Source organism: Desulfosporosinus youngiae DSM 17734 (genome assembly GCF_000244895.1).
In the GTDB taxonomy this organism is placed as follows: domain Bacteria; phylum Bacillota; class Desulfitobacteriia; order Desulfitobacteriales; family Desulfitobacteriaceae; genus Desulfosporosinus; species Desulfosporosinus youngiae.
In genome coordinates this window covers 1,306,998-1,320,865 of sequence record NZ_CM001441.1, presented here as the reverse complement: position 1 = coordinate 1,320,865, position 13,868 = coordinate 1,306,998, and the positions used below count along the sequence as shown (strand labels likewise).

Annotated in this window: 8 protein-coding genes and 1 pseudogene; 2 read left to right on the top strand and 7 right to left on the bottom strand. The window is 42.7% G+C overall.

Annotated elements, in window-relative coordinates:
• Positions 1–173: 173 nt before the first annotated feature.
• On the bottom strand, positions 174–2,132 hold the full coding sequence (locus DESYODRAFT_RS26520; protein WP_007780917.1) for a cell wall-binding repeat-containing protein: 1,959 nt from the start codon (positions 2,130–2,132) through the stop codon (positions 174–176).
• 55 nt (positions 2,133–2,187) lie between these two features.
• A complete protein-coding gene (locus tag DESYODRAFT_RS06410) occupies positions 2,188–3,369 on the bottom strand; it encodes a hypothetical protein (RefSeq protein WP_007780914.1) in 1,182 nt (393 codons plus the stop codon).
• A gap of 623 nt (positions 3,370–3,992) precedes the next feature.
• Here DESYODRAFT_RS06410 and DESYODRAFT_RS06405 point away from each other — a divergent pair.
• Together DESYODRAFT_RS06405 and DESYODRAFT_RS06400 are read left to right on the top strand one after the other, a co-directional pair.
• Entirely contained in the window at positions 3,993–4,730 is a 738-nt protein-coding gene (locus DESYODRAFT_RS06405; RefSeq protein ID WP_007780911.1) for a LytR/AlgR family response regulator transcription factor, read from the top strand.
• Positions 4,731–4,940: 210 nt separating this feature from the next.
• Positions 4,941–7,070 (top strand): annotated as a pseudogene (locus DESYODRAFT_RS06400) (thioredoxin domain-containing protein).
• Positions 7,071–7,165: 95 nt separating this feature from the next.
• Here DESYODRAFT_RS06400 and DESYODRAFT_RS06395 read toward each other — a convergent pair.
• The 5 genes from DESYODRAFT_RS06395 to DESYODRAFT_RS06375 form a co-directional block, all read right to left on the bottom strand.
• On the bottom strand, positions 7,166–8,233 hold the full coding sequence (locus DESYODRAFT_RS06395) for an HD-GYP domain-containing protein (protein ID WP_007780909.1): 1,068 nt from the start codon (positions 8,231–8,233) through the stop codon (positions 7,166–7,168).
• A gap of 315 nt (positions 8,234–8,548) precedes the next feature.
• Positions 8,549–10,276, bottom strand: coding sequence for an adenine deaminase (gene ade / locus DESYODRAFT_RS06390; RefSeq protein WP_052315240.1), 1,728 nt, complete (start codon positions 10,274–10,276; stop codon positions 8,549–8,551).
• Positions 10,277–10,396: 120 nt separating this feature from the next.
• Positions 10,397–11,728, bottom strand: a complete 1,332-nt coding sequence (locus DESYODRAFT_RS06385) for a 5'-deoxyadenosine deaminase (RefSeq protein WP_007780903.1) — start codon at positions 11,726–11,728, stop codon at positions 10,397–10,399.
• A gap of 193 nt (positions 11,729–11,921) precedes the next feature.
• Positions 11,922–13,298, bottom strand: coding sequence for an NCS2 family permease (locus tag DESYODRAFT_RS06380; protein ID WP_007780901.1), 1,377 nt, complete (start codon positions 13,296–13,298; stop codon positions 11,922–11,924).
• A gap of 82 nt (positions 13,299–13,380) precedes the next feature.
• Positions 13,381–13,836 (bottom strand): xanthine dehydrogenase family protein molybdopterin-binding subunit, encoded by a 456-nt coding sequence (locus tag DESYODRAFT_RS06375; RefSeq protein WP_242833549.1) that lies wholly within the window; start codon positions 13,834–13,836, stop codon positions 13,381–13,383.
• Between the last annotated feature and the right edge of the window lie 32 nt (positions 13,837–13,868).

Genomic DNA, 13,868 nt, shown 5'->3' with positions numbered 1-13,868 from the left:
ATAGCATAAATTTTTTCAAAATAATGTTCCCCCTGCATGAAATGTATGTTTTTCGTCATGAAACGAAAAATTTCTTAGAACTATAACTCCTTTTACTTTTTAAAACGAGTGAGTACAAAAATACGCCGGTGTGTATTCCTTCACATGCGAAGACAGAGTCTTTAAGGCAAGTATTATTTTGTAATGCTGCCGTCAAGCGCTATAGCCTCTTGTGCAAAAAACAATCCTGTATCCTTTACCCTTTCCCAAACATCATCAAACCCTGAATCAGGATAAGGAATTTCGCTGCGATATGGACAGAGCTCAAGGGTAAAGGTCGGAATTTTTAGTGACCGGGTCCAATCCGCAATCCCAGCACCCCAATTTCCTGAGGTATGTATTTTCCCTCCTTTTTCATATCCGGTGAGGCTTACAAGTCTATTTGTCATCGGTTCTAATAGATAATTAAAAGAACCGCAGTTTTTATCCGACCAAAAAATATATTCGCCTTGGGTATGATAGGACACGACAATCTTAAAACTGTTATTTTTAACCAAATCCATGACAGCCATTACTTCAGGTTCGGTCATCGGTTGCGTTCCTTTATAGTTTTGTGAACTTGGAACCTTGGTATCGCTTGATTTTACATCCCAACCTACCGGAAAATTTCGATTGAGGTCTACGCCGTTGATATTCGCCTTCCAACTGGCGTAACCCAATTTCGGATAGAATAGACGCATTTGCTTAACTTTCTGAGGATTATTTACGGCAGATAACCCGTTTTGCACTAAATTGACCCCGTCCGGATTGACCATGGGGACGATGTAGAGTGTTACATTGTCCAAAAGCGTTTTGACATTATAGTTATCGAATGGTTCATCATACGTATAGGCATAGGCGTATTCATCAATCATTTTCATCAGGAAAGAGGTCGTCATATATTCCCTGGCATGCATACTGCCATTCAGAAAGACTTTCTTTTCTCCCTTGCCAAGTTTAAGGAGTAACAGCTCTCTATTTTCTACAGATTGGCCTATAGTTTCTAATTGTACAGCCTCAGGATAAAGTTCTTGAATTTCTGCAGCGTCCTTGCGCATTTGCTCATAACTATATTCTACATAAGGATTGACTACACTACTCTTCTGCCTCAATCCTCTTACTAATTCAGCCGATAAAGCCTGCGTCCCACCGAAGCAGGTGATAGTTGATACTGTTCGGAAATTGGAAAGTTCTTGAATCTGTGCATTAGGGTTGATCAATAATACCGGAGCTTTGGTTTGGGCGGCTAGCATGCCTCCCGTTATACCATCAGGGAATTGGAGACCGGATGCTATATAAATATTGGAGGCATCCGGAGCAAAATAATTGGCGATCTGACGGGAGGTATCATATCTGTCTTTGCCGGCGAATCGTATGAATTCCGCTTCCGGTTGAATCAGCTTTAACTCCGCTTCCACTTCAGCAGATACTACCACTGTTCCCCCGGTAATATAAAATTGGGAAGGTTTAATCGAGCTTATATATTCTTTAATTGAATCAGGTAGTTGATTGTTCTCGCTAAAAAGTATCGGCCAGCCATTGGCTGCAGCAATGCTGGAGATCGATAACGAATCGGGAAAATTTTCACTAGTAGCAATAACAACCGGTGTCCCTATCTGCACACTCAATTCTTTGGCAATCAAATGGTCTGTTTCAATCTTGTTTTCACCGCTGATTCTCGTAATGTTCGCACACCCGATATCCGCTAATTTACTCTCAACATCTTGTCCTATCTGATCGCTGTCCCCCACAAGGTAGACCATGCCAGCAGTATTTAAGTGCTTGGCAATGAAATCAAAGGCTTCTTTCGTTTGATTGGCACTGGGCCCTACTAAAAGAAATGCTGCTTTTTTTTGATACGCTAAAACTGCTGCCGGAATTGCATTCGCATAACTATTTCCAGGAACAAGGACAATATTTTCTACGGTATCGCTGCAATATTTTTCAGCAATCGCTTTGGCTGTTTCATACCTATCTGCTCCCCAAATCCTTGTGACCTCCGGTGTTTGTGTTAGATTTATCGAGGGGGTGGCTGCAATCGTGCAGGTGTTAAATAGCATAAAACTTGTTACAGCAAGTACAGTAATGAATACCTTAATACTATTTCTTTTCATCAATACTCCCCTTTATAATATAATTCTCACAGGCATTGATGGCGTATTTCTCAGGCTAAAACTGCTTTTCCTCAGAATCCACGTTAAATTTATTTAAATTAAGGAGTGCCTTTATCCCCCGATTGCTTTTTGTCGCGTTAATCCTGCCGTTTTCACCCGCCTTTTTTATAATAGTTTCTCCCGTGAGCAAGTTATAATCTTCCTGATCGGCATTCTCTCTTGTCGTTGTTCCTGTAAAGTATGAACCAAGTGTAGCTCCAATTAAGTACCAACCATTATCTTGAAATCTAAATCGATATTGTTTATACCATCTCCAATTACTTCCACCACAGAAACTTAATAGAATTGATCCTCTATCAACGGAAATGCTTTCAAAAGGATCTCCCCATACTCCACCTTCGTTTGCTCTCATAATCGCCGTAGCAGTCTTAACAGTTAATGTATAGGATCTATCCTTGTCTTGAACAAGAACAAAGAGAATACGTGGAAACGAACTATCTTCATCATCTTTTTTCTCAATTACAGCTACAATATCGAGCAAAGAATCCATGTTCAAATCGCCTTCAGCGGAACTCTTGATGTCCCACCCCTCCGGAATAAAGCCTTCTAAATCCTTACCCTTAAGGGGCAGTGTCGGATTATTATCATTAGCTGAATTCTGAACAGTTGTTGATGCATTAGAAGTAAGAATTGGTTTCTCTTCCGTAATACCCTCTTCCTTTCGACCAATTCCTAAATTATTTTCTGCAATAATAAATTCATATGCTTTCCCAGATATCGTCTTCCATTGAACTTTTTCAGAGGGTATCCCGTCTGGTAAATATGTTTGTATGACAATAGTTTTATTGGTTAGTGTATCAAACTTATTAATAACCCTTGTCTCTATCAATGCCTTTAGTTTGTCGTCCCATTTTAATTCTACATGTTTAAAATCCTTAATCTCTCCTTCTACAACAACTTCAATAAATTCTCCCTTCAGTAAACCATTGAGAATTATCGTATTTTCATCCTTTAATGATGGCGGCTCTTTATAATATGTCTTGATTGCAACTTTAGATTTTATTCCGCTTTGATTATCCTCTTTGCTTTCAAAAATACTAATGCCCTGATTCTGAGTCTCATGTTCATTATTCATTTGATTTAGAATAGGTTTACGATTATCGCTTTTCAAACTATTGTTAGAGCATCCGACAATTAGTATTAATATCAATAATACAGCGGCTATTATTCTTTTCATAAGTTTCCAAACCTTCTTTCATACCAATCAACGTTATGGGTAGGTACATAATAATTTATCATCAACAAGACAAATCCGTTTTCATAGACTCAGCCTTTTGTTACAAATTTTTCGAACTTGGCATTCTTCCATCTAGATTCATAGTATTATAGCAATAAATATATGAAATAAATTGAGACCTGCATGAAACGGTTGTTTTCTGTCATGAACTGTAATCTTGGTCCTAGGGATGATTTTGCGTAAAGTAAGCGTTTAACGAACTTCTCCCCAAAACGAAGAAACTAGACCTAGGAGAGATTTCTCTCTTCTAGGTCTAGTTTTCGTTTTTGCCTAGATATTCCTACTCCAACGTTTACTGCTGCTCCTTGGGCTCTTCCAGAGTAGTACATCGTAGCTTGCTTCATTAACCACATCTGTCCATGTTGCTTTCTTTCACTAACCCTAACCTCCACTTACTGTAGCATGAAGTGCTTCAAATAAATCGCCATCTGTATGAAACGCCTGCTTTTCGTTACGAATATAAATGATATAATTAATCTAATCCTAGTAGAATTATACGACATATGAGATTCTGCTTTCACTCATTTTTTGCCATACCGACAGCGAAAGGAATGACTCTTTTTATGTTACAAATTGCAATATGCGATGACAATAACACCGAATTATTATTGATAGAACAAATCGTAGAGACGTTTAAGGCTTCTCATATTTCTAAATATAATATTAAATGCGACACCTTTTCAAACGGCTTGGATCTGCTTAAAACAACAGAAAATGGAATAAGCTATGATATTTTAATTTTAGATGTTGTGATGCCTTTGATAACTGGTATTGAAGTTGCAGCAGAGATTAGAAAGAGTAATAACCTTTCTAAAATAGTTTTTTTAACCTCATCACGCGAGTTTGCCGTGGATTCTTACAAGGTAAATGCTTTTTATTACCTATTAAAGCCAATAAAAAAAGAGGAGCTTATCCCCATTTTAGAAATGGCTTGCTCTGATATTGTTGATAAAAGAGAAAAGGGAATCATCATAAAATCTAAAATGTGTTTAACAAAAGTTTTTTATCATAGGCTCGAATATATCGAGGTTTTAAGGCGCACATTATTCTTCCACTTAACAAACGGTGAGGTTTTGGAAAGCCTTGGTACTATGAGCCAGCTCGAAAACGACTTGCTGAGCGATAAGCGGTTTATCAAGCCCCACCGCTCTTACATAGTGAATATGGACTATATTCACAGTTTTACCGATAAAGATATCATCACATTTTCAAATAGTCCCGTTCCAATCTCAAGAGAGCTATATAAGAATATTAAACAGACGTATATTGACTATTCGTTTGATGGATGTAATAACCTATGATGAAGTTGAAATTCGCAAACGTAATGAATGTATCCACATTGGAAGAAATCAACCGACTATGCACGCGATATTAGCCAAGGTTTCGTATGTACATACTGATTGAAATACAATCGAATTTAAATAATAAATGAGCCTCGTGGGACATAATAGTACCAATCCCATAAGGCTCGTTATTATTTATAAATTTATAATAGAAAGGTGGTGTTGCCCATGACTACAAACAACCGAACGCCCAATAGATTAGCTAACGAGAAATCGCCCTACTTGCTCCAACATGCCTATAATCCCGTCAATTGGTATCCTTGGAGCGAAGAGGCTTTTCAGGTTGCAAAAACAGAGAATAAACCTGTTTTCTTATCTATTGGGTATTCGTAGTTTGGTCTTTTGCCGACATGTCATTGGTGCCACGTCATGGAACGTGAATCCTTTGAAGACGAAGAGGTTGCCGCTTTACTTAACCGCTGCTTTGTCTCCATAAAAGTTGATCGGGAAGAACGCCCGGATGTCGACCATTTGTACATGGCCTTCTGTCAGGCTCTTACCGGGTCAGGGGGCTGGCCGCTCACAATTATTATGACACCCGAAAAAAAACCGTTTTTTGCAGGGACATACTTTCCTAAAACTGAACGTTATGGCTATAAAGGAGTCATGGAACTCTTAGATCAAGTTGGGACTCTCTGGGCAAATAATGAAGACAAACTGCGAGAGACTGCTGATCAGATAGTGGCTGCCCTGCAATCAGGGCGTTCACTTCCCGATAAAACCTCATCCGCCATGGCCGGTGACCTTAAAGAGAATTCAGACTCTTTCAAATCCTGGGGGACTAAGGTTATCTCCCAAGCTTATGAAATCTTAGCCCACAGCTTTGATCCACATTACGGAGGGTTTGGCCGTGCACCAAAATTCCCTGCTCCCCATACCCTTACCTTCCTGCTGCGCTATGCCGGGGAACACCCTCAAGATAAGGCAAGAGAAATGGTCCGCAAAACTCTCGATGGTATGGCTCTCGGCGGCATGTATGATCATATAGGATTCGGTTTTGCCAGGTATAGTACGGATGAAAAGTGGTTAGTACCCCACTTTGAAAAAATGCTCTATGACAATGCCTTACTAGCCCTGGCCTACTTGGAAAGTTATCAGGCTGCTCATTTTACCAAGCATGCTCAGATAGCTCAGGAAATCTTTACTTATGTGCTTCGGGATATGACCTCCCCGGAAGGTGGTTTTTACTCAGCCGAAGATGCTGACTCCGAGGGAGAAGAAGGAAAATTCTACGTCTGGACTCCTCAGGAAATTGAAGCCGTACTGGACCAAGAAACAGCCATTAAGTATTGTGCCGTTTATGATGTCACATCTCAGGGTAATTTCGAAGGAAGGAACATCCCCAACCTTTTACAAGGGAATATCAAGAATGTCGCCCGCGACAACGGCCTTTCCGAAGATGAGCTTTTGCACTCTCTGGAAAGCGCCCGTCAAATACTCTTTGCTGCACGCGAAAAACGTATTCACCCTCATAAAGACGATAAAATTTTAACCGCATGGAACGGTCTGATGATTGCTGCCTTGGCGAAAGGTGCTCAGGTCCTTGGCAATAATTCTTACTTAGATGCCGCTCAAAAAGCTGTAAATTTTATTCTTACTCATCTGCGGCGCAGTGATGGACGTCTTATGGCCCGCTACCGAGAGGGTGATACCGCCTATCTTGGGTACTTAGACGACTATGCCTTCTTTATCTGGGGTCTTCTGGAGGTTTACTCAGCCAGCGGTAAACCTCAGTTCCTCCAAACTGCACTTCAGTTTCAAGAGGAACAGGACCGGCTCTTTTGGGACAAAGAAATCGGCGGATACTATTTAACCGGATCAGATGCCGAAGAACTTCTCTTCCGTCCTAAAGAAAGCTATGATGGAGCACTTCCTTCCGGCAACTCGATCACAGCTCTCAACCTCCTTCGCTTAGGCCGGCTGACCGGCGATGAGCGTTGGGAGCGTAAAGCAGAACAGCAGCTTCTGGATTTCCGAGCGGTTCTGGAAGAACATCCCTCCGGATATACAGCTTTTCTTCAAGCACTGCAATTCGCCCTTCATCCTACTCAGGAATTAGTATTAGCTGGTTCCCTCGACTCAGCAGATCTTCCCGAAATGCGTCAGCTTTTCTTTTCCACGTTTCGCCCCTTTGCTTCGGTTCTATACCAAGAAGGAAGTCTTGGCGAAATTGTTCCCTGGGTCCAGGATTACCCTCTTGATCCAAGTCAAACAACTGCGTATTTGTGTCAAAACTTCTCCTGCCAGCAGCCGGTTCATCAAATCGAGGACTTTAAAAAACTTTTAAAGATAACTTAGCCTGTACTAACTTTATGGAAAGAGCCTTAGGTTTACTTCGTTCTATCGAAGCAAACCTAAGGCTCAACCTTTTTCGTTTGACTGCTTCCCGGATATTACCGATTATCTACTAAAACAATCATTAGAGACGGACATTCCGCCAGATTATAATCAATTGGACAGGCTAATTCCCGTTCATTCTCATAGAATACCCTTACGTAAGGACGATTTGGAAACAACGGGTTTTGTTTTACAACATTACCCCTTTGTCCATTACTAAGAAGAATTCCGGAACCTGAAGGGTAAACCGCAATATGTTTCTTAAACACTTCAAGCGTTGTTGGACAAAAATGCGAATTGGATTGAGAGATGATATATTCGAAAGCTTCATTTGGCTCAATCGCGTTGCGATAAACTCGTTTACTGGTAAGGGCTTCATACACATCAGCTACCGCCGTCAACCGGCCATACTCGTGAATTTCGTTTCCTTTAAGCCCCCTCGGATAACCTGACCCATTCCATTTCTCTTGATGCTGAAAGGCGATATGACTGGAGAGTAAACTAAAATCATTATTTTTACGCAGAATTTCAAATCCCTTGACCGTATGCAGCTTGATCTCCTCAAATTCCTCCACTGTCAGCGGCGTCTTCTTATTTAAAATTGACTCTGGAATCAAAATCTTTCCGATATCATGCATTAGTATGCCCATACCAAGTTCAATCAATTTCTGTTCAGAATACCCGGAGGCAATGCCCAATATAAGCCCAAGCATGGATGTATTAATAGAATGGTGAAATGTATAATTGTCGTATCCCTGAATTTCGGTCAGATTCCCCAGAATGTCTGAACTAGCCAACAAATCATTAACCATTTGCTGAATAACCACGCGCACATCGTCCGCCACTAATAAACCTTCCATACCATTTTCAATATAACTGCTGACATGCTTAATTGTTTTATAAGCAACTTTCCGTGTCTTCCCGGAAATAGACATACCGTACTCGACATCATCCAACCGGTCATCCTCTATAAATAGAACATCATATCCCATGTCTATCAAACGTTCAATATAGGCAGCCGTTACACGCACTCCTGTCTGCAATAAAACACTGCCTGAAGCATTGATCACAGGACGTGCCAGGACTGATCCTTCCTTAACATACCGAGTGTTTACCAAGCGCATGAATTTTCACCCTATCCATTTGTGTCATGTTCCCTAAACGATTTAATTCGTCAAAATATCTAAAAAACCTTTAATTGATTAAATTCCGAAAATATTTTTCCTTTAGTCCCAAACATCAAATTGATAATTAATATTAGTTAATAATTTTATGCTATTTACTAATAATAATCAACATTTTTATAAACCTAAAAATCAGTTTAACCATTTAAGAAACCTTGCTTAATTAACGAAAAAGCCACCTTCAGTTAAATAATCATAACTTAAAGATGACAATTTTCATTCTCTATGCTAATTTGCGGTCTGGTTCCCAGACCTTTATAGAACAGCCGAAATTATTTGAAAATGCTCCACATCCACTAAGCCTAAGTCTGTCAGTTTTATTGACGGAATGACGGGCAGAGAAAGAAAGGCCAGGGTCATAAACGGATCGACCTTTTCACTGATTCCCAGCCAGACTGCCCTCTCATGCAATTCACTCAGGATTCGTGCGACTGCTTCGGCATCCTGATCGGTCATAAGTCCTGCTATCGGCAAAGGAAGCTTCCCAATCACCTGATTTCCATCGACTAGACAAAGGCCACCTCCCATCTCGACACAGGTCATAACTGCGAGGTGCATCTCTTCATCGCTCATCCCTGCAACCACCAAATTATGCGAGTCATGGGCAACCGTCGAAGCGATAGCCCCCTTTCGCAAGCCCAATCCTTCGACAAAACCGAGACCAACATTACCCGTTTCGTGATGTCGTTCCAACACAGCCAGCTTGGCGATCCTTTGAGATGGATCTGGATTGATAAGGCCATTTTTAACCGGTAATTCCCGAATCAACTCAGACGTTACTAAAGAATGTTCTTGGACTCCAATAACCCGGACCCGGGCAAGACCTTCATTCGTTTCGCCATTGGCCAAGACCCTGAGCTTGGCGGAAGACCATTCTCCAAGATGGATACTTCCTTTAAGTCCCGCACAGCCGGAGCGCGGAAATCGCGGTCGTTCTTTGCTTCCACTTTGTTTTATCCCGCGCCAATAAACTTCCTTAATCTCAAATCGGTTAAGATCATCCAAAACAACGAAGTCCGCCTGATATCCGGGTGCTACTGCTCCCAGATGAGCAAGCCCGATGGCACGTGCCGCGTTAATCGTCGCCATTTGGATGACTTGAATAGGGTCCATGCCCGCCTTTATCGCCATACGCACAAGATGATCTATACTCCCCTCATTCATTAGATCACTGGGGTGACGGTCATCCGTTACCAGAAGACATTGTCCGGAATTTTGCGGGGTCACGGCAGGCAAAAGATCTAATAGGTTTTTGGCAGCGCTTCCCTCTCGAAGCATTATGTGAAATCCTCGCCTCAAACGTTCTCTGGCCTCTTCAACTGTAGAACACTCATGTTCCGTATGAATTCCCGCCAGAAAATAGGCATTTAAATCTTGCGCGGATATGCCCGGGGCATGACCATCGAAAAATCCCACAGGGAGTTCTAACTTTTCCACCATACCCTTCTTGGCCTGAATTACGCCCAAATAGTCCATTACCTCTCCCAAGCCTATCACTTTTGGATGATCAACAAATTGTGATAATTCCTTCGCTCCAAGACTCGCCCCGGAGGTTTCCAAATCCGTTGCCGGAACACATGAAGGAAGGGCGACAAAGGTATTAAAGGGTAAGTCCTCAACACTATCAAGGATATATTGAATTCCCTTAACCCCCAGGACATTAGCGATTTCATGGGGGTCAACCACAGCGGTCGTTACACCATGGGAAAGAAGAAGCGAACAGAATTCTTCCGGACAAAGATGCGAGCTTTCAATATGAACATGCCCGTCAATCAAGCCCGGAACAACATACTTGCCGCTTAAATCCAGTTCTGTTTCCGCTTCCCCGAACTTCCCGATACCCACAAAATTACCCCGATGGATTCCAATGTCCGTTTCATGGATTTCTCCTGAAAAGACATTAACTAACTTAGCATGTTTAAGAACTAAGTCAATCTTAGCCAGGCCGCGGGCCTCATCCATTCTCTGCTTAAAGCTTGGCATTATCAATCTACTCTCCCCACTCATACGCTTCCCCCCGCTGTCCATGGCTCCGGGGACACTAAGTCCATCCATAAACGGCGGATGTACGCTGCAGACCACGAGTGCTGTGTGGCAAGCCCCCTACACAAGGCCTATCCTTTTCATGACCCGGTTCAAACTTCGAGTCGAGCTTATCTTAAGCTTGGGAACATCTATCGTCAGCAGCTGCCGATCTTTCATAACTATTTGTCCATCCACCATGGTCAGACGTACGTCAGAGGAAACTGCCTGATAGACTAATTGTGAATAAACATCCACATGCTCGACCGGCCAAGTGTGTAACCCCTGCAAACTTACCGCTGCCAAATCTGCTTTTTTCCCAACTTCCAGACTTCCCAGATCATGTTCATGACCGATTGCACGGGCACCGCCAAGGGTCGCCATTTCAAAAACCTCACGCGCAGGCATAACGGTCGGTCCATGCAACGGTTTCTGAATTAGGGCCGCATGCCGCATTTCCCGGAACCCATCCAGATTATTGCCGCAGGGCGCCCCGTCCGCACTTAAAGAAACCTCTGCCCCGCGTTTCATAAGTTCGGGAATCGGCGCGATTCCCGAGGCCAGTTTCAAATTTGAGGAGGGACAATGAGAAATCCTCGTCTTGGTCTGGACCAAAATTTCCTTTTCCGCCTCATCAAGCCAGATGCAATGGGCTAATATCAGCTTTGGACCGGTTAAACCGACTTTATCCAAATAGACAATATTGCGCATCCCTCGCGTACTCTCTACAACCTGGATTTCTGATCGGTTTTCGGAAGCATGTGTATGCACAAACGCATTTTTTGCACGGGCCAAACGCGAAACCTCTTTTAATAATGTATCCGTACAGGAAATAACGAAACGGGGGGTAAACGCAACTTCGAGCCGCCCATTTCCTTTTCCGTGATATTTTTCATATAAATCGACGCTTTCTTGCAGAGAGTTTTCCGTCGTTTCTTGTAAGGAAGCCGGAAGATCCCCATTGCAGTCATCCATCATAACCTTTCCGCTCAAAGCTCTCAAGCCGCTGGCCAGGATCGCCTCAAAGGCATGTTCTGTATGATGCACGGTTTCCATATCCACAATCGTCGTTGTCCCTCCCAGGAACAATTCTCCGATGCCTAATAAAGCGGAGTCATATAGGGATTCCGGATCATGTCCGCCTTCCAGCGGCCAAATTCGCTGTCTAAGCCAATCTAAAAGCTCCAGGTCATCCGCCTGACCTCGATATAATGTCTGACACAAATGTATGTGAGTTTGAATCAAACCAGGTATCAGTAAATCTCCATTCAGGTCGATTATTTGATCAGCAGGCTGTTCAATGACCCCGCCAACTGCTGCGATCTGCGTGTCATCCACCAGCAGATCACCTTGGATAACCTCACGTCCAGCATTCATGGTTACAATAGTTGCATTCTTAAAGAGCACACGCATCCTATTTCCACCCTTCCACTTGCATGCCAAAGGCGCTCTTCACCAATCAAAAGGCGCCAAGCATTTTCGTATTTCATACCCGAGCCCGCAACGTGCCATGCGCAGCATTCGATGTGCGATAGTTGAGTCTCAAATCATCGCACATCGAACTCTGATCAAAGACACACATCTTCCTGGCTATTAATATAAAAGATTAATGTCCGCCACCAATTACAAAATGAACAATAAAGAGGAATGTGAAGAGATACAACACTAGATTGTTTTCCTTATGCCTTCCAGCGAGCAATTTGATGATCGTATAAGACATAAACCCAAACGCAATTCCTTGAGCGATAGAGGAGGTTAAAGGCATCATCACGATAGTCAAAAAGGCCGGCAAAGCTTCTGTAAAGTCATCAAACTTGATATGAACTACTTCACTCATCATCATGGTACCAACCAATATAAGGATAGGCGCAGTTGCTTCTCCTGGGATTAAGCCGACAAGCGGAGCAAAAATAAGCGATACCAGAAATAGACCAGCAACCGTGACTGCAGTTAACCCGGTCTTTCCACCTTCTGCTACACCGGAAGCACTCTCAATATAGGATGTAACGGTCGGTGTTCCAGCGGCGGCTCCAAACATTGTTCCAAAAGAGTCTGCCATTAGGGCTTTCCCGGCACGTGGCAGATTTCCATTTTTGTCTAGAAGTCCTGCCTTCCGTGATACTCCTAGTAATGTTCCAATATTATCAAATAAATCGACTAGCGTAAATGCAAATAGGATAGAAATCAATCCGTAGCTTACAGCTCCTATAATATCAAGCTGAAGCGCCACTGGAGCAATGACTGTAAACGGATTAGTAACTGATACAATACTTGACAAACCCGTTGGTAATGAGGAATAACCCATAAGCATGCTGAAAAGAGTTGTCAGTAAAATACCGATCAGTAAGCCACCTTTGACTCTTCTGGCTATGAAAAATCCAGTGACAATCAAACCAAAAACAGTCACAATTGCACTTCCCGATTTCATATCGCCTAATGTCACGAATGTGTTGGAGTCAGCAACGACAATTCCGCCATTCTTAAGTCCGATAAACGCAATAAATATACCAATACCTACTCCAATTGAGAGACGAAGAACTTCAGGAATTCCTTCAATAATCCATTCCCGAACTTTAGTGACAGTCATTAAGAAAAAGACAACTCCTGAAATAAAGACGGCACCTAGAGCAGTTTGCCAAGGAAGCCCCATGCCTAGAACAACGGTGTACGTAAAGAACGCATTTAGCCCCATACCGGGAGCTAACGCGATAGGATAGTTCGCATACAAACCCATAATCAAGGTGCCGAAAGCTCCGGCAATTGCCGTTGCCGCAAACGTTGCATTAATAGGCATTCCTGCATCCGCCAAAATATTAGGATTTACAAACAAGATATAGGCCATGGTAACAAAGGTTGTTATTCCGGCCAGAATTTCCGTACGCACGGTGGTACCCATTTCTGTCAAGTGAAAGAATCGATCTAATAACCCTATTGGTTCGTTTGCAGGTGGCTTTTTCTGATTGTTATTCGTAACGGTTGACATGAACAGCCCTCCCATTAAGATGGATTTAGCCTATTTTTTACTTAGTCTGTAGTTTAATCAAATCCAAGGAATATTATTAGTCCTATCGCCTACCCTCTGAGTTGGTACTGGTCACCTCCTTCTTCTCTGCTAACCCTTCCAGAATCTTTTCCGGCGTCGCTGGCAAAGATGTAATTCTCACTCCCACAGCATCATCAATAACATTGATGATAGCCGCAACGGTCGGAAGCATCGCGCGTTCGCCGAGTCCCTTAGCACCAAAAGGACCGGTGCATTCCGGATCTTCCACAAAAAAAGCTTCTATGTCAGGCACATCTAAGGCCGTGGGAATCAAATAACTGGAAAGCGCCGGATTCTTGATCCTGCCCTCGTGTAATTCCAGGTCCTCAAGTAAAGCATGCCCTATTCCCTGGGTTACTCCGCCAGCGATCTGCCCTTCCACTTGAGTTTGATTCAGGGCTTTTCCTACGTCATGAACTGCAACCACTTTGAGAACTCGGACTATACCGGTCTCAGTATCTACTTCAACTTCAGCCATTTTTTCACTCTTTATTTTTTCGCACACAAAAA